At 47.1% G+C, this 22,443-nt stretch carries 22 protein-coding genes; 12 read left to right on the top strand and 10 right to left on the bottom strand.

The annotated features are described in order from the left end of the window. The first annotated feature begins 119 nt into the window (after positions 1-119). Positions 120-1,055 carry a bile acid:sodium symporter family protein gene (locus C9J03_RS23020; RefSeq protein WP_044621263.1) on the top strand — a complete coding sequence of 312 codons (936 nt, stop codon included), beginning with the start codon at positions 120-122 and terminating at the stop codon, positions 1,053-1,055. A gap of 151 nt (positions 1,056-1,206) precedes the next feature. Beyond that, positions 1,207-1,803: a murein L,D-transpeptidase catalytic domain family protein gene (locus tag C9J03_RS23015; RefSeq protein WP_052829631.1), complete on the top strand. Its 597-nt coding sequence runs from the start codon at positions 1,207-1,209 to the stop codon at positions 1,801-1,803. An 80-nt stretch (positions 1,804-1,883) separates the two neighbouring features. On the opposite strand, the gene rsgA is transcribed toward C9J03_RS23015, so the two are convergent. Beyond that, positions 1,884-2,927: a ribosome small subunit-dependent GTPase A gene (gene rsgA / locus C9J03_RS23010; protein WP_044621264.1), complete on the bottom strand. Its 1,044-nt coding sequence runs from the start codon at positions 2,925-2,927 to the stop codon at positions 1,884-1,886. Positions 2,928-3,363: 436 nt separating this feature from the next. On the opposite strand from rsgA, the gene C9J03_RS23005 reads away from it, so the two are divergent. Continuing rightward, entirely contained in the window at positions 3,364-3,669 is a 306-nt protein-coding gene (locus C9J03_RS23005) for an ArsR/SmtB family transcription factor (protein ID WP_039466716.1), read from the top strand. A gap of 107 nt (positions 3,670-3,776) precedes the next feature. On the opposite strand, the gene glgA is transcribed toward C9J03_RS23005, so the two are convergent. After that, positions 3,777-5,294 (bottom strand): glycogen synthase GlgA, encoded by a 1,518-nt coding sequence (gene glgA, locus C9J03_RS23000; protein ID WP_044621265.1) that lies wholly within the window; start codon positions 5,292-5,294, stop codon positions 3,777-3,779. Beyond that, a complete protein-coding gene (gene glgC, locus C9J03_RS22995) occupies positions 5,284-6,501 on the bottom strand; it encodes a glucose-1-phosphate adenylyltransferase (RefSeq protein WP_044621266.1) in 1,218 nt (405 codons plus the stop codon). The genes glgA and glgC overlap by 11 nt, the downstream gene beginning before the upstream one ends. Before the next feature lie 385 nt (positions 6,502-6,886). Between glgC and C9J03_RS22990 the strand changes: the two genes are divergently transcribed. Beyond that, a complete protein-coding gene (locus C9J03_RS22990) occupies positions 6,887-8,254 on the top strand; it encodes an alpha-amylase family protein (protein ID WP_044621930.1) in 1,368 nt (455 codons plus the stop codon). 94 nt (positions 8,255-8,348) lie between these two features. On the opposite strand, the gene C9J03_RS22985 is transcribed toward C9J03_RS22990, so the two are convergent. Continuing rightward, a complete protein-coding gene (locus tag C9J03_RS22985) occupies positions 8,349-8,627 on the bottom strand; it encodes a PepSY domain-containing protein (RefSeq protein ID WP_044621267.1) in 279 nt (92 codons plus the stop codon). Positions 8,628-8,899: 272 nt separating this feature from the next. Between C9J03_RS22985 and C9J03_RS22980 the strand changes: the two genes are divergently transcribed. After that, a complete protein-coding gene (locus C9J03_RS22980; protein ID WP_044621268.1) occupies positions 8,900-10,288 on the top strand; it encodes a class II fumarate hydratase in 1,389 nt (462 codons plus the stop codon). Between the two features lie 216 nt (positions 10,289-10,504). Continuing rightward, positions 10,505-12,184: an RluA family pseudouridine synthase gene (locus C9J03_RS22975; RefSeq protein ID WP_044621269.1), complete on the top strand. Its 1,680-nt coding sequence runs from the start codon at positions 10,505-10,507 to the stop codon at positions 12,182-12,184. 106 nt (positions 12,185-12,290) lie between these two features. Here C9J03_RS22975 and C9J03_RS22970 read toward each other — a convergent pair whose 3' ends face one another. Next, on the bottom strand, positions 12,291-12,836 hold the full coding sequence (locus C9J03_RS22970) for a hypothetical protein (protein ID WP_044621270.1): 546 nt from the start codon (positions 12,834-12,836) through the stop codon (positions 12,291-12,293). Between the two features lie 294 nt (positions 12,837-13,130). Beyond that, positions 13,131-13,643: an O-acetyl-ADP-ribose deacetylase gene (locus tag C9J03_RS22965; RefSeq protein ID WP_044621271.1), complete on the bottom strand. Its 513-nt coding sequence runs from the start codon at positions 13,641-13,643 to the stop codon at positions 13,131-13,133. Between the two features lie 117 nt (positions 13,644-13,760). On the opposite strand from C9J03_RS22965, the gene C9J03_RS22960 reads away from it, so the two are divergent. Next, positions 13,761-14,642, top strand: a complete 882-nt coding sequence (locus tag C9J03_RS22960) for a patatin-like phospholipase family protein (protein WP_044621272.1) — start codon at positions 13,761-13,763, stop codon at positions 14,640-14,642. A gap of 79 nt (positions 14,643-14,721) precedes the next feature. Here the strand turns inward: C9J03_RS22960 and C9J03_RS22955 are convergent, their stop codons facing one another. From C9J03_RS22955 to C9J03_RS22945, 3 genes are all read right to left on the bottom strand, one after another. Next, on the bottom strand, positions 14,722-15,177 hold the full coding sequence (locus C9J03_RS22955; RefSeq protein ID WP_039458964.1) for a dCMP deaminase family protein: 456 nt from the start codon (positions 15,175-15,177) through the stop codon (positions 14,722-14,724). A gap of 141 nt (positions 15,178-15,318) precedes the next feature. After that, positions 15,319-16,506, bottom strand: coding sequence for an MFS transporter (locus tag C9J03_RS22950; RefSeq protein ID WP_044621273.1), 1,188 nt, complete (start codon positions 16,504-16,506; stop codon positions 15,319-15,321). A gap of 179 nt (positions 16,507-16,685) precedes the next feature. Next, positions 16,686-17,060, bottom strand: coding sequence for a thiol-disulfide oxidoreductase DCC family protein (locus C9J03_RS22945; RefSeq protein WP_044621274.1), 375 nt, complete (start codon positions 17,058-17,060; stop codon positions 16,686-16,688). Between the two features lie 167 nt (positions 17,061-17,227). On the opposite strand from C9J03_RS22945, the gene C9J03_RS22940 reads away from it, so the two are divergent. Both C9J03_RS22940 and C9J03_RS22935 read left to right on the top strand, forming a co-directional pair. After that, complete coding sequence (locus C9J03_RS22940; RefSeq protein ID WP_107291752.1) at positions 17,228-17,905, top strand: type 1 glutamine amidotransferase domain-containing protein; 678 nt, start codon at positions 17,228-17,230, stop codon at positions 17,903-17,905. Between the two features lie 41 nt (positions 17,906-17,946). After that, on the top strand, positions 17,947-18,387 hold the full coding sequence (locus C9J03_RS22935; protein WP_044621275.1) for a VOC family protein: 441 nt from the start codon (positions 17,947-17,949) through the stop codon (positions 18,385-18,387). A 103-nt stretch (positions 18,388-18,490) separates the two neighbouring features. Here C9J03_RS22935 and C9J03_RS22930 read toward each other — a convergent pair whose 3' ends face one another. Then, positions 18,491-19,399 (bottom strand): aldo/keto reductase, encoded by a 909-nt coding sequence (locus tag C9J03_RS22930; protein ID WP_044621276.1) that lies wholly within the window; start codon positions 19,397-19,399, stop codon positions 18,491-18,493. Positions 19,400-19,501: 102 nt separating this feature from the next. On the opposite strand from C9J03_RS22930, the gene C9J03_RS22925 reads away from it, so the two are divergent. The 3 genes from C9J03_RS22925 to C9J03_RS22915 all read left to right on the top strand — a co-directional run bounded on the left by C9J03_RS22925 (position 19,502) and on the right by C9J03_RS22915 (position 22,366). Further along, positions 19,502-19,909 carry a hypothetical protein gene (locus tag C9J03_RS22925; RefSeq protein WP_044621277.1) on the top strand — a complete coding sequence of 136 codons (408 nt, stop codon included), beginning with the start codon at positions 19,502-19,504 and terminating at the stop codon, positions 19,907-19,909. 95 nt (positions 19,910-20,004) lie between these two features. Beyond that, positions 20,005-21,264 (top strand): hydroxymethylglutaryl-CoA reductase, encoded by a 1,260-nt coding sequence (locus C9J03_RS22920; RefSeq protein WP_044621278.1) that lies wholly within the window; start codon positions 20,005-20,007, stop codon positions 21,262-21,264. Between the two features lie 181 nt (positions 21,265-21,445). Then, entirely contained in the window at positions 21,446-22,366 is a 921-nt protein-coding gene (locus C9J03_RS22915) for a DMT family transporter (RefSeq protein WP_044621932.1), read from the top strand. Positions 22,367-22,443: the final 77 nt, after the last annotated feature.

The raw sequence follows: 22,443 nt of genomic DNA, 5'->3' as shown, positions 1-22,443 counted from the left end.
TATCTTTCTCTTTATTCCCTTTCCTCACTTTTCTATCAATAGGCTTTATGGAAATATATTTGTCACACATTTGATAATCTATCCGAAGAATTGTTCGATTAAATGAAAAGGAAACCATAATGATAGGAAGGATCACCCAATTATTTCCCGCATGGGCTGTACTGTTTGCGGTACTTGCTTATATCTCACCCAACCTGTTTGTTGGGTTAAAGGCACAAATTGTGCCGTTGCTGACCTGTATTATGCTGGCGATGGGCATTAGCTTATCACCAAAAGATTTTATCAATGTGGCTCAGCACAAAAAAGCGGTTGGCATCGGGGTAATTCTCCAATTTTTAATCATGCCTGTTACCGCCTTGCTGATCAGTTTTCTATTGGGCTTCAGTACTGAGTTAACAGTCGGTATGGTGTTAGTTGGCAGTGTCGCTGGTGGTACTTCTTCCAACGTTATGGCTTTTCTGGCCAAAGGAAATGTCGCCCTGTCAATTTCCATGACGGCCATATCAACCCTGCTAGGGGTCATTGTTACCCCTGTGCTTGTTGAGCTTTTATTGGGTCAAACCGTTGACGTCCCTGTTTCAGCGATGCTGATTAGTCTAGTAAAAATTGTGTTGCTTCCTGTTAGCATTGGCCTTGTTATCAACACCTTTGCCCACAAAGCCGTTGATAAAATTCATTCCCTACTGCCATTGATATCAATGGTTGCTATCGTATTGATAATAGCGATTGTGGTTGCCCTAAATGCCAATAATCTGAGCCAGATTGGCCCAGTGGTTGCCCTTGCCGTCATCCTCCACAACGGAATTGGGTTAACCGCAGGCTATTATTCATGCCGTCTACTCGGCTTTGAAGAGTCAACCTGTCGCACTATCGCCTTCGAGGTGGGTTTACAAAACTCTGGGCTGGCAACAGCATTAGCCATGAAATTCTTTTCTCCAGCTTCAGCTATTGCCGGCACTCTCTTCTCCGTTTGGCACAATATTTCCGGCTCACTGTTGGCTGGCTATTGGGCCAGCAAACAAAACAAACACAACAAGGTTTCCCCTGCTTGTTAAATTATACGGCACGGCGAAAATAGCGCCGTGCCCCACATTTCCTTTCCCAATAGTCTTTCGACTCGCTATCACTACGTTATCAATATTTAAGTATGACAATATTTTGTCGTTATAAACCAATCATAACTATTGATATTATTTTGAGTGAAACGTGAATTACTGTGATATTGCTAGGCTACTCATCATTATCAGCATCCTATCGGGCTGCACGTCTTCTTCACCCCAGCATGGCATTTCTATTAAAGAGCACCCATACTTCAAGCCCCTCTTGGTCGAAAGTGCCATCTCACGCTCAAACAGCCTTGGAGAGACACCCTCTAGCTTCACGATTATCGACTATACCCTGCCATCAGAGGTGGAAAGGTTATTCATTGTCGATGTAGAGTCAGGACACATCTCGCACCAAAGCTTAGTGGCACACGCCAAACAATCCGGTTACCGCTTGCCAACACGTTTCTCCAATATTAATGGTTCCAATCAATCATCAGTAGGCCTGTTTAAAACCGGAGAAACGTATTTTGGCATCAATGGCTATTCACTTCGTATAGATGGACTCGAGGTTGGTATAAACGACAAGGCCCGAAGCCGTTTTATTGTGGTACACGGGGCTGATTATGTCAGCGAAGCGTTTTTAAAACACAATGGCACGCTGGGCCGAAGTGAAGGCTGCTTTGCCATTCCGTTTGATGGCTTTGAAGATGTGATCAACCGCATCAAGGAAAGTGGATACATCTATGTTCATCATTGAGTATTACCTTTGAAGCAAAAATAAAGCCTTGCTATACCACTTAGCAAGGCTTCATCGTTACATTGTTATCTCTTATATTCCTAGTAGCCTTTCTTGTGCTTCCGGTTTTGACTTTGTACTGAACGGCACATTTTGCCGAATTGCTTATCTTTATTCCGAAGCTCACTCAAGGTCGCGGTATTTCTGGCTTGCTCCCTTAGCAGCTTGAAGTAGTTGTGCAGTCGCCGCTCATCTACCTCTCCGCTTTCCAATGCCTGTTGAATAGCACAACCAGGTTCAGATTGATGCTGGCAATCACTGAAGCGGCAGTGCTTGCTGAGCGCTTCAATATCAGCAAAGGTTTCATGCACACCACTTTCACAGTCCGTCAGTTGCAACTCGCGCATTCCGGGAGTGTCAATTAACACAGCTCCGGAAGGCATAAAGTGCAATGAACGTGACGTTGTCGTGTGGCGCCCTTTACTGTCATCTTCGCGGATAGAGCTCGTTTGCTGAACCTCGCCCCCCATCAACGTATTGACCAGAGTTGATTTGCCCACACCGGACGACCCCATAAATGCGATTGTCTTACCTATCCGGCACCATGACTGTAAAGCCTTATATGATGATACATCCAACGCATTAAGCATCTCGACCATCAGCATTGGGTCAAGGGCTTGTACTTGTTTGCGTTTAACATCGCCATCTTCACACAAATCCGCTTTGGTCAGGATCACGACAGGCTCAACATTGGCTTCACGGGCAATTGCTAAATAGCGCTCAATACGACTTAAGTTAAAATCCTGGTTTAAAGAGCAGACGATAAACAGCGTATCGACATTCGAGGCGATATACTGCTCGGCAACCTTAGCTCCCGCGGCCTTTCGACTAAATAACGAAACGCGTTCCAAAAGACGAATAAAGCGGTTATCGCTATCAATCAGTACCCAGTCCCCGACTGTCATTGTCGGCAAAGAGTGGTGGATCTCAAGCAAAACCGAGCCAGCTTCTGTCTGCAGGGCATAGCCATTGCGGTGATGCGCTAAAATGCGGGCAATTTCTGCTTGTTCATAGTCTTCAAGCGTTAGTTGCTGTTGAAAGACTGGTTGCCAACCAAGTTGGCTAAGTGTAATCATTGAATTCATTATTTTCCCCACGCACAAGCCAATACAGGGATGGCTCTGATAATGCGCCTCAAAGAGAACTTAGGGTCAAATACGTTTATATGGACCCCGGGTAGAGTGACACCGGGCAAGAGAAAGGAAGTGGAAAAGCGGTTAGTTCATTGTTGCTGATGCTTGTTTAGTTAATATCAGCACTAAAACGCTTAATGTATTGGCTTCGCAGTCTTTGCCGAGTGGGTACGTAATACAATCATCTTTCTCTCCTGTTTATAAAATTCATTTCTCGCGATGATAACAGAAAAACAGCAAATGGCTAGCCTCTGCGTTCTTTTTAACAGCCTGGGTTATCCTGATTTCATCCATACTCTCCTTCCAAGCTAGATTTTCTCACTTTCTCTGGCGAAGAAGAAATCCTTCCAGTAATATCGAATCAAGTTTCTTTCTGGAATAAACAACTATGGAAATCGAAGTTGTCGCAAAGGCACTCAAAGAGCTGGGTCACCCGACTCGTCTAAGCATTTATAAAGCTGTTGTTCGTGCTGGCTTTCAAGGAATTCCGGTAGGCAGCTTACAGGAAAAACTCGCGATTCCAGGCTCTACGCTTTCCCATCATATTGCAAGCCTTGTTTCAGCAGGTCTTCTCATCCAACGCCGCGAAGGCCGCACCTTATATTGTGTCGCAGAATATGAGCAGCTTGACTCTGTCATCGGTTTTCTTAAAGATGAATGCTGCATGGACGAAAAGTGCATAGACCCCAAATAGCCATTTGCACGGTTCGAAGCCTGCACTATTGCATACAGCCAGACACCACAAAAAAAGCCCTCTGTATGAGGGCTTTATCACCAATTAAGCATTTCTAGATCAAACCGCTAGGCATTCTCAGACTGCTTTTTTTCAAGTACCGTTTCTTCTTCACCTTGGTACATCCGCAAGTATTGCTCGGCGGCATCTTTCCACTCAAAACGGCACGCCATCGCATTTTGCTGCAAGCGCTTGAACTCCTGAGGACGCTGGCAGTAAAGAAGCAGGCTGCGTTGCATCTTGATCAGAAGTGCCTCTGGTGTCGGAGCGTCGAAGACAAAGCCTGTCGCAAACTGCGGCGTGGCATCGTAATCAATAACGGTATCTTTTAGGCCCCCCACCCCACGTACAATCGGTAATGTACCGTAGGCAAGGCTGTAGATCTGGTTCAAACCACAAGGCTCGAACTGTGATGGCATCAGGAAGAAATCAGAGCCAGCTTCAACACAATGTGCCAACGGGTTGTCATAGGCTTCAATAAAGGCAAACTTGTCGGCAAAATCGTCACTGACTTCACGTAGCGCATCTGCCAATTTCGGATCACCGCTACCCACCAAAACCAACTGCACATCGTTCACCAAGAAGTCACGCAGAATAGGCAGAAGGTATTGAATCCCCTTTTGCTCAGTAAGACGACAAACCATACCGTATACAGGCACATCTTGCAGCGGCAGATTCACCTGTTGCTGCAAATCACGTTTACACGCTTTCTTGCCGCGTGCAAGACTGACTTTGTTAGCTTTGAAGCGCTGCTTGATATATGGATCCGTTTCCGGGCTCCAGTCGCCATAATCACAACCATTGACGATACCGTAAAGCACATCAGAACGGCACAGGAAGTCGCTCGCCATACCGTGCGAACCAAGCTCTGTAAGCAATTCTTTGGCATAGTTGGGACTTACGGCATTAACTTTATCGGCAAATGCCACACCCGCTTTGAGCATACTGATATTCGCCGCACCCTCTTCAAGTTGCAGGTAACGCTTCTGTATCAATTCAGGGATCAAACTGTACTGGTCGTAATTGAAGGTGCCCTTGAACACTGCATTATGGATAGTGATAACGCTTTGTGTATTGGCGTAAAACGCATCATCAGCATAACGCGTTTTGAGTAAGAACGGGACCAGGCCGGTGTGCCAATCGTTACAGTGTACAACATCAGGCTGGAAACCCAGTTTTTCACACATATCCAAGGCTGCAGCACTAAAGAAAGCGAAACGCTCTCCGTTATCACGGTAACCTTCATTATTTTCTGCATACAGTTCAGGACGGTCAAAATACTCTGGTGCGTCAATGGTATATACCGGTACATCACCATTGTGAAGCTGTTTGACTTTATACGATACCGCCTGCGGCTGGGTTGATGCCACCAGCTCAGCATCAAGCAATTCAACCGCTTCAGCTGCATTTGGTACCCTACGGTAAAGAGGCATCACCACTCGCACATCATGCCCTAGTTCCTTTAAGGCCGCGGGCAATGACTTGGCGACATCGGCCAAACCTCCGGTTTTGACCAATCCGTCTACCTCTGAAGCTACAAACAAGATTTGCAGTGGCTTAGAGTTAGATTTCTTCCTAGTAACCAATTTTTGCTCCTTTTGGTATCACAACAATCCCTTCGTCTGATACGTGGTACTTCTTCTTGTCTTCTTCCAGATTCTCACCAATCACTGTTCCCGGAGCAATCATCACATTCTTGTCAATAATCGCGCGACGGATAGAACAGTTAGCACCGATCTTTACATCACCTAAGATCACTGACTCACTGATAGTGGTGTCATGATCTACATTGGTACGGAAACCCAGCACAGACCTGTGTACTTTAGCACCACGGATATAACTACCAGCCGAAATCATACAGTTGTTGATATCGACTTTACAATCATCGCTATCTAGAACGGTCGCAGGTGGTAGCGGTGGGTAATAGGTGTGTAGTTGCCACTGACGGTTATAAAGCGAGAACGGCGCGTCTTCCGAAAGCAGATCCATGTGCGCCTGCCAGTAAGACTCGATCGTACCTACATCACGCCAGTAACCCGCTGTTTTCTCTCCAGGGATAATATTGGTTGTGAAGTCGTAGACAAAAACCGTCCCTTGTGGGAATAATTTCGGAATGATGTCCTTGCCGAAATCGTGACTTGAGTTTTCATCAATCGCATCTTCTTCCAGCTCCTTACACAAGGTTTCCCTTTCGAAGATGTAGTTACCCATCGATACCAGTGCATGCTCTGGGTCACCAGGAATTGACTTAGGGTTAGCGGGCTTTTCTTCAAAACCAACCATGCAACCATTTTCATCAACCTCGATAACACCGAAGGCACTTGCTTCACTTACCGGCATGCGCAAGGCAGACACCGTTAGCTCGGCTTTTTTCTCTTGGTGAAAATCAAGCATTTGTTTCACATCCATTTTATAGATGTGGTCACTGCCAAAAATACAAACCTGATCAGGTTCTTCAAGTTCAATAAAACGCAGATTCTGGTAGATAGCATCTGCAGTGCCGTCATACCAGCGCTTACCCATCCGCATTTGTGCCGGAATAGGATCAATGAAACGCCCCGTGATCCCAGAAACATTCCAGCCCTTCTTCATGTGCACGTACAGAGATTGAGATTTGAACTGAGTCAGAACATAAATCTTCATCAGGTCAGCATTCAAAAAGTTGTTAAGTGCGAAGTCAATAAGGCGGTAACTGCCACCAAATGGCACCGCAGGTTTGGTTCTTGTATCTGTTAACGGACGCAGACGTGAACCTTCGCCACCTGCCAAAATCATTCCTAAAACACCAGCCATGGTGTACCTCCTTGTTAGTAAGCAATCATAGTCATATATAACATATTCCAATGGGGGATTAGAATAGCCTTTCAGTGCAATATGGTGAATAATTTCAAAAATATAGTAAAATTACATTTCGAACACTGCTTTTTACTTCAACTACTACCACCTCATCCTTAGTGGTAGAACTATCAATAAACCAAACAACAAAAAAACACCATTAAAATATTCTTTTATTTACAGTTCGCGCATTATTTAAACAGTTCATTAATAATTGTGAACTACTCCCCCTGCCCTCCTCCCCTTTTTTTAATCAAACAGCTGAATACTTTTTCATCACACCACGATAGACTGCGATCAGTTCACTGAAGGGACACTAACCATGACAACCAGCGATACTACTATGACGAAAATCAAAGCGACCAATGTCATTCTTCACGCCTTTGACTGGCCGTATAATCGAGTCACGCAGTATGCTAAAGACATTGCGAAAGCTGGCTACAAAGCCGTCCTTGTCTCTCCTCCACTAAAATCATACAAACATGAGGATGGCACGGAGTGGTGGCAACGCTACCAACCTCAAGACTACCGAGTAATAGACAACCAGCTGGGCAACACCGACGATTTCAGAAAAATGACAGCCATACTGGATGCCCATGACGTGCATGTTTATGTCGATGTTGTCTTTAACCACATGGCCAACGAGTCAAAGATCAGGCACGATCTTAATTACCCCTCTAAGCAGGTATTGGATGAGTATCACCAGTCAGCAGCCAGGTACGAAACACTAAAATTATTCGGAGATATCACCAAACCTCTGTTTACTGAACGGGATTTTATCAAGGCGTTTCCCATCAAGAATTGGGCTGATCCTTGGGAGGTTCAGCATGGCAGGATCAGTGGCGGCAATGAAGATCCCGGCTTGCCGACACTAAAATGCAACCAAAATGTAATAAAGCAACAAAAATGTTATATTAACAGCTTAAAACAGTTAGGTATAAAAGGGTTCCGTATTGATGCAGCCAAGCATTTAACCCTTGAGCATATTCAATTAGTCTGGGACAAACATATTAGCGCTGACGTCCATATTTTCGGTGAGATCATCACTGACGGTGGCGCGACAAAAGAAGAGTATGAGTTGTTCCTCGCCCCATATTTAAAAGGAACCAGCCTGGGGGCGTATGATTTCCCTCTTTTCCATGCAATGTACAACGTCTTTGAGAAAGGACAACCTCTTGCTGAGCTTGATAACCCCTACTCTGTCGGACAAGCGTTAGCCTATGATAGGGCCATTACCTTTGCTATCACCCATGACATTCCCAACAATGATGTCTTTTTGGATCAAGTGATGACCGAACACAATGAGCTGTTCGCGTACTGCTACATTTTGGGGCGTGACGGAGGGGTACCGCTAATTTACAGCGATTTGGACACCAGCAACATTACCAATAGCAATGGCTCGCCGAGATGGAAAGATTGCTGGAATGAACCGGTTTTGACCAAAATGATTGCCTTCCATAACTTGATGCAGGGACAGCCCATGGCAGTCCTCTCCAAAGGAGAAGATCACCTAATATTTTGCCGGGCAGACGAAGGGGTTGTTGCTATCAACCGAGGAGCTGAACCATTGAACATTGTGCTTCCTGCCGGCCAATTTTCGGTACTGGTAGACACCGGTAGCAATATCGCGTCATGCAGCCAAACAGCTGGAAGTTACCGACTAGAGGCGAGTAGCTGCGCGATGTTGGTCAAATCAACCCTGCTTGAATAATCCAGGGGGTTGAAACAATAAAGCCGCGTATAATACCGTTGTTCAACAGCATGGTTAGCGCGGCTTTTCATCGAAGAAAGTTTAGGCTTGCTCGTTAATCACGTTCTACAGCAAGAATCTTCCCGCTAAATAGATCCATCTCGATTTCGACTTTATGGCCATCGGCATTCCTGGCTTCTACTTCAATCTCATGTTCATCTCGCTCAACCTTGATCTTGCGAAAATCGTGATAACCATGACTTTGTAGCATTCGCATTGCCTTTGGCACCGTTAGCTCCGGTGATACTGCAGGCTCTACCGGATCAGCATAGACAGGCAGAGCAAAACTACTTACTGTGAGCACCGCCAACAGAGACTTGAACAACACTTTCATACATCCACCTGTAACTATGACTACTCAACGCATAATATCAAAACTAAACGCAATAGCTTGCTTACACGACAAGCAAGGTGTGAAACCCATCACGCATTTTTATTCTTTTACGCTGATTATGGTTCCAAAAATGCGTATATAGCGCTTCATTTTCGCGATTCTAACTAAAGTTCCCACTCGGCACGTCAATTCTCAGTAAATTATCTCAATATCATGAATTACATCTAAGCTTGTCGATAACACCTTCATTTCTGTTTCCGTAGGGGGACACCATGACATCACGATTCCGTAAAGAAATTGACAGCATGGGGGAAGTGAAAGTCCCAACCAAGGCGTTGTATGGCGCTCAGACCCAGCGTGCAGTAGATAACTTTCCGGTAAGCGGAACTCCTATGCCCCACCTGTTCATTCTGGCACTGGCTTTCATTAAACAAGCGGCAGCGAGGAGCAACCTAGAGTTGGAGTTACTCGATTTCGACAAAGCCCACGCCATCATTGATGGCTGCCAGGAAATCATAGACGGCCAACATCTCGAACACTTTCCGGTCGATATATTTCAAACGGGCTCAGGGACAAGCTCAAACATGAATGCCAATGAGGTCATTGCCACTTTGGCTACCCAAAAGCTCAACAAGCCAGTGAGTGCCAATGATGACGTCAATATGGGGCAAAGCAGTAACGATGTGATCCCCACCGCGATACAAGTCAGTGCTGCTCTCGCCTGCCATAAACAGTTACTTCCAGCCTTTGAGCACATTATCGAAACCCTCGAGCAAAAAATTCATGCTGTTGGTCATATCACCAAAACAGGCAGAACCCACCTGATGGATGCCATGCCAGTCACCCTTGGGCAAGAAATGGAAGGCTGGCAAACCCAGTTGAGCAAGGCTTGCCAGGGGATCGTAATGGTACTGGATAATGTTGTTGCATTGGGTCAGGGAGGGACGGCTGTCGGTACAGGAATCAACTCAGCTCCCGCATTTCCGGCTATTTTTGTCAATAACCTATCTGTGTCAACCGAAGTGGATTTTTCGGTCAGTGACAATTTCTTCTATAACATCAGTAGCCAGGATGCGATTGTCAGCCTATCAGGGCAACTCAAAACCGCAGCCGTTGCATTGATGAAAATCAGTAATGATTTGAGGTGGATGAATTCTGGTCCACTAGCCGGGCTGAGTGAGATTGAGCTTGAGTCGCTCCAACCCGGATCTTCAATTATGCCGGGAAAAGTAAATCCGGTTATCCCGGAATCTTCCGCGATGGTGGCTGCACAAGTGATTGGCAACGACACAACCATCTCAATTGCAGGTCAGTCGGGTAATTTCCAGCTCAACGTCATGCTCCCCGTCATTGCCTACAATATCTTGCAAAGTATCGAGTTGCTCGCCCGTTCATTAGAGCTTCTTGCCGACAAAGCTATTAATTCGTTCCAAGTGAATCAGGAATCACTGAATAACACCCTTGCCAGAAACCCTATTTTGGTCACAGCACTCAACCCGATTATTGGATACCTGAAAGCCGCCGAAATAGCCAAAAAAGCTTACAAAGAGAAACGCGATATCATCGATGTTGCAGAGGAAGAAACCGATCTCAGCCGAGCCGAACTGGAGAAACTGCTGGATCCCCGCCATTTAACCCAAGGCGGTGTAGCCGATAAGTGAAACAACAATTGATAACTGGAGCGCAGGGGTGGAAACAGGCGTGTCTTGACTATCAACCCCATTGCGACGCTTACTGGTGCGACTTTACACATGCCGTTATTGAAAATCCTCACCAAAGATGATCTCACTTCGTTGAACAGGTAGAATTGCCGCCCTTAATCCCTATCGCCTCTCACTGAAGCGGTAGGACCGGATAACTTCACCATAGATCAGCTTATGCACGCACCGGAACACTGTTTTACGCCTTTTACATCTTCTATCGAGCACTATTCACTGCCCGAGCGTTTTACATACCCGTTCTACTACGAACCACACCCGCTATGCCTCGTTGCCGCCAAACAACTCCAACTGCACCTTGAGACGCAAAGCGACTGGGAGCATAACTTTGGCCTGGATGGTGATACAAACAATGCTATCGGGAAAATGTTCGGCGTTTTGCTGGTTAAGAACCAGCAGGGCGACATTGGCTTTCTTTCTGCTTTCTCGGGGAAAATGGCCGACCAAAACTTGTTGCCGCATTTTGTCCCACCTGTCTTCGATATGCTCGCAGAAGGCAGCTTTTTCCTCAGCGGCCAAGCCGAAATCACCGAGCTTACCCAGCAGATCCGGAGCCTAGAAGCCAACCCCGAGTTAGCCAATGCCAAACAGGCATTGATGCAGGCTCAAGCCGCGGCCGATGAAGCGCTGGCGACACATCGCCGTAACATGATTGAGGCGAGAAAAGTACGTAAAGCTAAACGTGCTGATAGTGCCGAACTTACTCCTGAAGTACGCAATAAGCTGAAAAAACAGCTCAGCCAAGAAAGTGTGATTGAAAAACTCCAACTGCGCGATCTCAAGCTCTACTGGGAGGCTGAAATTGCCAATAAGCAGCAGCAACTCGATCAATTGCAGAATGTCATTGACCCACTGATTGAAGAGCGCCGTAATCTGTCTTCATCTTTACAACAGTGGTTGTTTGAACAATACCGTTTTCTCAATATCCATGGTAGAGAGAAATGCCTTGGCGAACTCTTCACCGGCACTGCGCAAGGTGTCCCGCCCGCAGGCGCCGGTGAGTGTGCAGCCCCAAAACTGCTACATTACGCGTTCAAACACAACATGACACCATTGGCGATGGCTGAGTTTTGGTGGGGGTGTTCGCCGAAATCTGAAATACGTCGCCACAAGCATTACTACCCTGCATGTCAGGGTAAATGCCAGCCGATCCTTACCCATATGCTCGAAGGTATGGCTCTTGACGACAACCCGTTGCTAACTAACCCAGCGGAAGGGAAAAGCGTTGAGATTATCTATCAAGATGATGATATGGCAGTGGTCAACAAGCCTGCTGAGTTTTTGTCTGTACCAGGGAAAACCATTGAAGACTCGGTGTACTTGCGGATGAAGCATCAATTTCCTGATGCCACGGGGCCATTAATTGTCCATCGCTTGGATATGTCGACATCGGGTTTGATGGTCATTGCGATATCCAAACGGGCCAACAAGAGCCTGCAGAAGCAATTTATCCAGCGCACGGTCAAGAAACGCTACACCGCTTTGATTGATGGAGTGTTGGAGAACGATACCGGTTACATCAACTTACCGATGCGGGGCGATCTTGATGACCGACCACGCCAGCTGATCTGCCACGAGTACGGAAAACCTGCCGAAACCAAGTGGGAAGTGATCAGCCGCACCGACAAGCACACCAAGTTGCATCTGTACCCGAAAACCGGCCGAACTCATCAGCTACGAGTTCATTGCGCCCACTCTTTGGGGCTAAACATGCCAATCATTGGTGACGACCTGTATGGCGTCAAAGCCAACCGCCTGCACCTGCATGCAGAGCGATTGGAGCTCAGCCACCCGATTACCGGTGAGCCGATGACATTCCAAGTCGAGGCTGAGTTTTAACTCTCATACCATGTTAGAGCAGTCATTCACGGCTCTATCATCAAAGCATTTTCCATAAAAAAGCCCCGGCACCTTAACGGTACCGGGGCTTATTCAATACATACTCTTAAGACTGGGCGGCAACGGCTTGCGAGCTGTCGTCTTGATTTTTGGATAGCTTATAAGACATGATGCCAATCACCAACGCCTTAATGATCATCATCTGAGGGTTGCCATAGTAACCAACCATACCGACAAAGCCAGACATCAGCATAAGTACGCGGTATTTACGCAAGCTAGTCATATAGATAGCTGTCAGGATAATACCCAAGTCCAAAAACTGAAACCCTACTGCCAGCGTTGGTTCACTAATAAATGAAGACACCGCAACATAGAGGATATAACCAATACCTGCAGCCATTACACTACCTAGAGCAATCAGCAATGTCTTGGATACGCTCATGAAATCTTTTGCGTAGCGGTAAGTGTTAATACTCGCTACTGCAAGGTTAAGGATTACCTTTGGATACCAGCCCATCAACAAAGCCCAAACCGTATCGTTCGCAGCAGAACCAAACGCAGCAAAGCGTGTTGCTTTCATACTATTAAAAATAGTCAGTGAGATGTAAAAAGCGACACTGGTCCAGCCCAGCACTTCGACGATAAAGTCCATTCAAGTATCTCCAAAAAGGTAAAATTCGGCGTAGATACTAATGGCGAAAACCTGACGAAACAAGCGTTTTCGATAACTGAAACAGAATTAAACACTAAAAGAAAACGGAAAACCAGCCATTAACATAGACTTAAAAACCACATACAATACATAATAACGTTGATTTACAAAACATTTCCCCAGCCCGCCAAATAACGACCAATGTATTTGCCCAGGCAATAAAAAGAGTTATCCACATTTTCTGGGGATAGTTTGTGGCTAATCCTGTTTATAGCTCACTATATCAAAGCAATCTCACATACTTCGATTTAATTCTCGCAACCATACATTCGCAACTTCTTCACTGAATAAATAAAAAATCTTATCTAAGCATTTGAATTCTCCTTCCAAACACACGTTAACTGCAATTTTAGCCGCTTCATCCAGAGGATAACCGTAAACACCGCATGATATTGCGGGTAGCGCTATACTCTTACATCCATTACCCAGTGCTAGCCGCAAAGCATTACGGTACGAGGAAGCCAGCACCTCTGCTGGAACTGCGGATTGTGAATAAATTGGCCCCGCGGTGTGTATCACGAATTTTGCTGGTAGTTTTCCAGCAGTGGTGATCCTCGCCTCTCCGAATGGGCAGCGCACCCCGTTGATAACGGGAACCTTGCGGCACGCTTCCAACAACTGCGGGCCCGCTGCACGATGAATAGCTCCGTCGACCCCGCCGCCCCCTAACATGGTTGGATTGGCGGCATTGACTATCGCATCTACGGCAGCCGATGTGATATCACCTTGAATGATCTTGATAGACATCTGCCCCCACCTCGCTGGCATGTTAGAAAATACTGATTACAGCAATAAATAAAACCAAATATCGTTTCTGGACCGCTCAGCGTAACCTTAGCGCATAATTGAGATAATGAGGTTTGTATGGTGTTTGAAAACAGCCGCGCATTAATAGTAGAAGGCGGTGCAATGCGTGGAATTTTTGCCAGTGGTGTACTCGATGCCTTTATGACCACCGACTTTCGCCCTTATGATTTTGCAATGGGCGTTTCAGCCGGGGCTTCCAACCTGCTAGGCTACCTTTCTCATCAACCCAAACGCAGCTATAACGTGATCACAGAGTTGGCGACAAGCAACAGGTTCTTTAACCCCAGGCGTTTTTTAAAAGGTGGGGATTTAGTCGATGTAAACTGGCTATGGAAAGAATCTAATCGTCGCTACCCTATTGATAAACGAACCTTGTTCAGCTCTATTCCCATCTGGGCAACCGTCACCAATGTCTCCAATGGCCATGCCGACTATTATCGCATTACCGAGTCCAACATAAAGGATGCGATGGTTGCATCAGCAGCACTACCGATTGCAGTTAAAACCCCACCCTGTTTTTCTGGGGGGTGTTACACCGACGGAGGGGTTGCCGATTCAATCCCCGTGAAAGAGGCCTACCGTCGCGGAGCAAGAGATATTACGGTAATTCTTTCACACCCTTTGAGTTATCACATGAACCCAACCAAGCACCCTTGGTTGATGAGAAAATTATTGTCACGCTATCCCGGGGTTACCGAGGCGATGCTGCACCGTGCTGAGAACTATAATGCCTCACTGGAATTTATCCGCAATCCGCCGGCTGACTCGGTAGTAAAAGTCATTGCCCCCCCAGAGAATTTTCCGGTCAAACGCCTGACGATGAAGCCAGAAACAATAGAAGAGGGGTACTTGATGGGCGTTGAAGCTGGGCATTCACATATAGCCAATCTTATGGGCCGGCACGGCCTTACCGAAGAGAACTGTCACTTTTGCATCTGACGATGGCCAAGGTCACTTGGCCATTAACGAAAAAGGCTGCCAATGCAGCCTTTTTTCTTGCCAAGTGATGTCACTGAACTTAATTAGCTTTGCGATCCAGCTCATTAAGCGGCAGCCAGTTTACACTTACCCCTGCCTGCTCAAACATCTCCTGGCTCACTTGAATTTTATCGCCCCACCGTGACAGGAAGTCTTCCGTCTGCTCAGGACAATGGACCGTTGAAATACCCGTCTGGATAATCTTTGCAGCGCAGTTAGGACAAGGGAAGTGAGTGACCCAAATGTCACAGTCTGCCAAATCACGCTTAGCAAACAATATGGCATTTTCCTCTGCGTGAAGTGTTTTTAGTAGCTTCATTTCACGATCATCAGTATCAGCGCTGTCTGAAACGCCATGAGGATAACCGTTGAAACCAACAGAGACAATACGGTTTCCTTTGGTGATCACAGCACCAACCTGCGTAGAGGGATCCTTACTCCATGAGCCAACTAGCTCCGCCATTTGAAAAAAGCGCACTGCCCATTTCGAAATCATGATCTTTACCTTTTTTACTCTTTATCGGTATTGTTCCACGAGTTCAAGATACGCCAAACAGCCAGTCTTGAAATCAATGGGATATATGATGCAAAACTTATGCTTGTCACTCAAGTCCGACCTTGTCAATGAATGTGTCTTTTAGCGCCAAGCTAATACCCTCACCTCATTGCCTTCTTCTGGTTTAGCCGGAATATTCAGCGATAACATCAGCGACACGCCGGCCATGGCGGCACCGGCGAAAAATACAGCAGAGGGTGACGATAACCAAAGCAACCCAAAACTCACCGGAATAACAACAGCTGCAATATGATTGATGGTAAATGCCACTCCGGCGGTGGAAGCCATATCGGCAGGGTCGGCAATTTTCTGAAAATAGGTTTTCATCGCCAGTGCCAGGGCAAAAAACAGATGGTCGATGACATACAATACTGCCGCCATCTCGGCCTGCTCCACAATAGCATAGCCAGCAAACACACAAATCAAACCTACATATTCAAACACCAAGGCCTTACGCTCACCCACTTTGCCGATAAAGCGGCCGATTTTTTTCGCAAATAGCCAATTAAACAGATAATTGATTAAGAACAACAGGGTAATGTCCGCGGCAGAATAGCCGAACTTTTCAACCATTAGGAAACCGGCAAACACAATGAATATCTGCCGGCGCGCACCACTCATAAATGTCAGCGCGTAATACAGCCAGTAGCGCTTGCGAAAAACCAGTTTCTTAGTCTGTACAGTTTCACTTTTAAACTCTGGAAAAGCCAAAGCGACAAATACCAACACGGCAAAAGCAGCCATCCCGGTTACGAGATATACCCACTTAAACGACAATTGAAGCTGCTCCAGCATCAGCCATAAGGCTCCATAGGTACATAGCGAAGCTAGCGCGCCGACCGAAATCAGTTTGCCCAACACTTCTGGCGCCTCATCTTTTTGCAGCCATTGCAGCGAAAGGGACTGTTTCAGCGTCTCAAAGTAGTGGAACCCTGTAGACATCAACAGGGTTGTCATTAGTAAGCCGGCCACAGATGGGAAAAAACCTGTTAGCGCAACACCGAGCGTTAACATTGCGAGCGAAAGGATCATAAACCGCTGCTCGCGAATAAACAGCAAAACAAATACTGCAGTAAAGGCCAAGAACCCCGGTATTTCACGCACACTTTGTAATAATCCGATGTCAGCCCCTGTAAAGGCCGCTTCTTCAATTACAAAGTTATTAAGGAGTGCCTGCCAGCTTGAAAAAGCAACCGGAACAATAATTGAAATTAAGATCAAAAAATTCTGTGGTGTTTTCCAACCCTGAACTTGGCGATTAGCGAGCATAGCTTCCCTACTGTTACTGATAAACGAATATTCAACTAGCTTAACAGCCCCGTTAAAAAAGGCGATGGAATTTTGCCAAGCCACCAACAGAGCGAAATTGGCAGTGCTAGGCTTTCACTTACAGGCTTGTTATCCGGCTCAATCCAAACGACGTAATAAAACAAAGATTGCGCATATATTCATTTATCGCTTTCAATTCTTCCCTGCGCAGCTAATCGCTGGTCGACCGTTTTTCTATACCAGCGCGAAAGCCGTATTTTCACAAACGGCAACCCCATAAACCATGCCAATGGACGCAGATACCATAACTGCCGGCACAAGAGAATATAGGCGTCCATTTCCTTGAGGATCTCCCCCTTTGCATTCATCACGTGCAATTCTCTGACAGCAAGATAGGGGTCAATTCCCAACGCCCTCAACTCATCCTCTCTACCCGTAATATCAAACCAATCAATATTTTCAGATTGCCTAACACGGTGCTCAAACCAATCCCGATCATCAACGCAACTCGGGCAGGCGCCATCATAGAAGATGGTCAACTTACGCTTGGGCATCTCCACCTCCTCCTCGGGTCAAACAGAAAAGACACACCTATGTAAAGTGTAGTGAGAAGGTATCGCGGAAGCATTGGCGAGCCATGACGCAGCAGGCTGATACATGAAATCATGCAGATATACTATGCTTTCGCTGTAAGTTTTAACTCTGCTTGGGGGATCACATTATGGCAAAAGCATTAATTGTACTTACCAGTCATGCTGCATTAGGCAATACCGGTGCAAAAACCGGATTTTGGCTTTCGGAATTAACACACCCCTACTACGCCCTGGTGGATAAAGGCATTGATGTCGATATCGTCTCAATAGCCGGAGGCGAGACACCTGTCGATCCCAAGAGCTGGGATGAAGCCGATCCGCTCAATGCCCGCTTCCTTGCCGATCCTACGCTTGTCGATCATTTAAAAAATAGCCATTCGCTAAACAACATCATGCCTTCAGACTACCAAGCGATTGTTTTTGCAGGCGGGCATGGCACCATGTGGGATTTTCCCGAAGACGAACATGTCAAACGTGTTGCCATTGCCATCTATCAACAAAACGGTATTCTTGCCGCTATCTGCCATGGACCAGCCGCCTTGGTCAATATGACCTATGCCAATGGTGCCCATTTGATTGCCAACATGAAAGTCACCGGCTTTACCAATGAAGAAGAAGAGGCTATTGGACTGACCGGAGTTGTCCCTTTCTCGCTAGAAGACAAGCTCAAACAAGCCAATGCCAACTTTATATCCGCTGAAGCTTGGGCAAATAACGTGGTTATTGATGGGCGCCTCGTCACTGGCCAGAATCCGCAATCAGCGACTGGCGTTGGTGAAGCCGTTGCAGAATTACTGCTAGAATAGTAACTTAGCGTTGGGCTACACCACCAACAACAGGAAGTACAATGGAATATTTACACACTATGGTACGAGTCAGCGATTTAGACGCGTCGCTTGATTTCTACTGCAACAAACTTGGCCTGGTAGAAACGAACCGTAAAGAGAGTGAGAAAGGCCGCTTTACGCTGGTATTCCTTGCTGCTCCCGGTGACGCAGAGAATGCGAAAGCCACCAGCGCGCCCTTAGTTGAGCTGACTTATAACTGGGATCCTGAAGAATATACCTGTGGCCGTAATTTCGGACACTTAGCTTTCCGTGTCGATAATATTTATGACCTATGTGCCCACCTCCAGGCAAATGGTGTCACCATTAACCGCCCTCCCCGTGATGGCCATATGGCATTCGTCCGCTCGCCAGACGGCATTTCCATAGAGCTGCTACAAAAAGGTGAAGCGCTGGCGCCTGCCGAGCCTTGGATATCAATGGAAAACACCGGTACCTGGTAGTTATTGCAGCAAGCTAAAAGCCTGCTTGAAAAAAGCCCTCAGACGTAATACCGCCTGAGGGCTTTTATATTAGATAGAGCCTGCTTGGCACAAATACACAACCCTATGGCACACCATGACCTTTCGAGGCAACCCACACGCGATACCACTGCTCCCGAGTCAGGTTGATATCCAGTGCCTCCACCGCAGCTTGCACGCGTTCGATTTTACCTGAACCAATAATCGGAAGCGGATTCGATGGCAGACGTCTTACCCAGGCGTAGATCACCTGATCAATACTCTGCGCCCCGACTTCTTCTCGAATGACATCCAGTTCATGGCGCACTCGGACTTGCTGCTCCGACTGGCCTGAGAAAATCGCACCGCCCCCCAAGCATGACCACGCCATAGGTTTAATGCGCTTCATCTGCAGTTGATCTAGCGTGCCGTCGTGGGCAACGTCAAAGTTCAGCGGGTTAATCTCCACCTGGTTTGTCACCAGAGGGGCATCCAAACGAGATTGCAGCAACTCGAACTGCGAAGGGGTGAAATTTGACACACCAAAGTGGTTTACCTTGCCTTGTTGCTTGAGCTCAGCAAAGGCTTCAGCAACTTCGTCCGCATCCATCAGCACATCCGGACGGTGAATCAGCAAGACATCGATATTCTCGACCTGGAGGCGAGACAATGAATTGTTCACCGAATTAACGATATGCTGCTTGCTGGTATCGTAGTGATTGATTTTGCGCTCTGGCACAAGGTCCGAGCACAGATTGATATCGCACTTGGTCACAATTTCAATGTGTTCGCGCACGCTCGGATCAAGCGCCAGTGCTTCACCGAACAACTGCTCGCAGCTATAGTTGCCGTATATATCGGCATGATCCACGGTCGTGACACCCAGCTCAATATGTTGCTTTAGAAAGCTCAATCGCTCCTGCGGGTTCATCCGCCAGTCTGCAAGACGCCAATACCCTTGAACTAATTCAGAAAACTTCTGCCCGCTAGGGATGAGTTCAACTTTTGCCACCATCAGGACTTAACTCCATTTACTCAAAAATCGCCATTCATCCTAGGCTTGTTCTGCTCTGGAGGCAATGCTATAACTCCAAACCCTCGAACTGGAGTACGAACTATGTCTTTTTCTTCTCGCCTTAGAACGCTTATCGGCGAAGAAAGTATCAGCGGTTTTGCCCGCAGGGTGGAAATTAGCGAAGCCTTGCTCCGCAAATACCTAAAAGGCAGCGAGCCGAGTTTGGCCAAGGCTAACCAAATAGCGATGCGGGCGAATTGTTCGCTGGAGTGGCTGGCGACAGGCTGCGGCTATCTCTACCGCCAAGCCGAAGTTGTCGATAAACCGGCGCTCAATGCCGCTTTTGAGCATGTAAACGGTAAAAAGATCAGCAATACTGAAGCAGATAAACTGTTAAAAATTGTGACTGGCTATCAATACCTCCGAACTCATAAAAAATCTGATGGTTATTTAGATATCAGCGGGATGGCAACATTCCTCAATGTCGCAAAACAAAAAAAACCTGAATGATTTCTGTCAGTAGCTGATTTTCCCAACTGGCAGGAGTAGTGTTTTTATATTAGGGGGTTACAATCCGCCGCAGTCATTAGCTAAGAAGTACTGCTATGCCAAAACTTAATCTCCATCGACGTGACCATATGACAACCGTGGTCAATGACTTCACTGCCGACGAGCTGCAGCAACGACTTGGTTCGAAGTTTGCCAAGCCGGAAAAGAAACAGCCACGCACGCCTTACCTCACGACCAAAGCGGTCGAGCGTCGCTGGCAAATGCTCGATAACGATGAAGCCAAAGCACAATTGCTCGATGGACATACACAAGAGCAGATGCTCTGCTATAACAAAAACATCGAAAATTTCATCGGCACGGTCAAGATGCCCATAGGCATCGCCGGACCGCTTCGAGTAAACGGCCTGTTTGCCCAGGATGACTTTCACGTACCACTCGCCACAACCGAAGCCGCCCTTGTTGCTTCCTACAACCGAGGATCGCAGCTTATTACCCAGGCCGGCGGGGCAAGTGCCATGCTACTCAATGAAGGGGTGACCCGAACGCCTTGCTTTGCGTTTTTTGACTTGGCACAGGCAGGCCAATTTGTAGCTTGGGTTGTTACCCAGTATGACGAATTCCGCTCTATCGCCGAATCAACTACCCGCCACGGCAAACTGGCTGATATTAGCGTCAATATCGAGGGTAACCATGTTTATCTGGTTTTTGAATACCTCACTGGCGATGCATCTGGCCAGAATATGGTCACCATTTCCACCAATGCCGTCTTCGAGCATATCTTGTCTCACTCCCCGATCAAACCACTTGAAGCCTTCCTCGATGGCAACCTGTCTGGTGACAAGAAGGCCACAGCACAGACCCTTCGCGGTGTGCGGGGCAAGAAAGTGACCGCCGAAATCAATATCGACAAAGTACTGATCGAAAAAATGCTGCACACAACCCCACAGAAAATGGCCGAATTTGCCCGCATGAACACCATCGGCGGTACATTGAGTGGCAGTATTGGTATCAACGCCCACTATGCCAATGCGCTCGCAGCTTTTTATATTGCCTGTGGCCAGGATGCCGCCTGTGTGGCTGAGTCTGCTGTCGGTATTACCCGTATTGAAGTGAATCAACACGGCGGTCTATATGCTTCTGTTACCTTACCTAACCTGATGGTGGGGACCGTCGGTGGCGGAACATCGCTACCAAGCCAAAAGGCCTGCCTGGATTTGCTTGGTCTGCACGGCAGCGGAAATTCCCAAGCGTTATCAGAAGTGTGTGCAGCCCTGTGCCTGGCCGGTGAGCTATCGATTGTTGGGGCCTTCTGCGCCGGCCACTTCTCGCGCGCTCACCATAAACTGGCTCGCTAGTTTCGCCAAACAATCAATACGCCCTAGCCACCATGCTAGGGCGTTTTATTATTTCTAGACTATTTGTCACACATATCTAATGCGTTATGCATTTTTTTCAGGCAAACTTGCAGCAGCGATTCCCATTATCATTTGGATCAGCGTTTTTCGCTACACCACAGCTGAGGTTTCAATTTCACCAATGTACAAAACCCTTGTCCCACCATTCCTTAGGAACTCCATCTTCAGCCAACTCCCTGTCGGGCTGAGGTATATGCTGCTTTCAGCACTTGGCTTTGCCCTGATGGCCGCTTGTGTCAAGCTGGTCAGCAGCACGGGAATGCCTATCTTCCAAATTGTAGCCGCAAGGGCGTTTATCTCACTCATAATCAGCTACCTCGACATCAAGCGCAAAAAAATCCCGGTGTGGGGTAACAACAAGCCACTCTTAGTCGCGAGGGGTACCGTCGGTACACTGGGACTGATCTGTGTCTACTATGCGATTGCCCATTTGCCGTTGGCTGAAGCAACGATCCTACAATACCTGCATCCGGTATTTACCGCTGTACTGGCACTGCTCTTCCTTAAAGAACGGATCCAACTGTCAACCATTGCCTGTATTGTGCTGAGCATCATTGGTCTCATCATTACCGTGAAACCCAATATGCTTGCCAGTAGCGCGGTTGAACTTCCTACTTTTGCCGTCAGTATCGCCATGTTGGGTGCATTTTTCAGTGCGGTTGCCTATACCATTGTCAAACGCTTGAGCAGAAGCGAGGACAGCTCGGTCATCGTTTTTTACTTTCCGTTCATCGCTCTGCCGTTGTCTCTTACCCTGCTGGGTGGCGAAATCCAAATACCAACATTGTTCGAGGCCGCCTTGTTATTGTTGGTTGGTATCTTCACCCAAATTGGCCAAGTCTGCTTGACCAAAGCCATGCAAACCGAAGCGGCAAGCAAGGCTACCGCCTACTCCTACATTCAAGTGGTCTTTTCGATCCTGCTCGGCGCATTCCTATTTAATGAGCTGCCTTCAGTCTGGACGCTACTGGGCGGCAGCTTGATCATTGTCGGTACGCTTATAAACATTTTCGGTAGCCAGCGTGCGGCGCCGAGTAAGTAGTTACCGGTATAATAACCAGAACCAAAACTAAAAAAGACCGCCACTTCTGGCGGTCTTTTTCAATTAAGCCGAACCTT

The organism is Photobacterium gaetbulicola, from assembly GCF_003025515.1.
GTDB classification, from domain to species: Bacteria; Pseudomonadota; Gammaproteobacteria; order Enterobacterales; family Vibrionaceae; genus Photobacterium; species Photobacterium gaetbulicola.
Note: the sequence above shows the minus strand (reverse complement) of the source record. Positions and strands in the feature narration are given on the sequence as shown.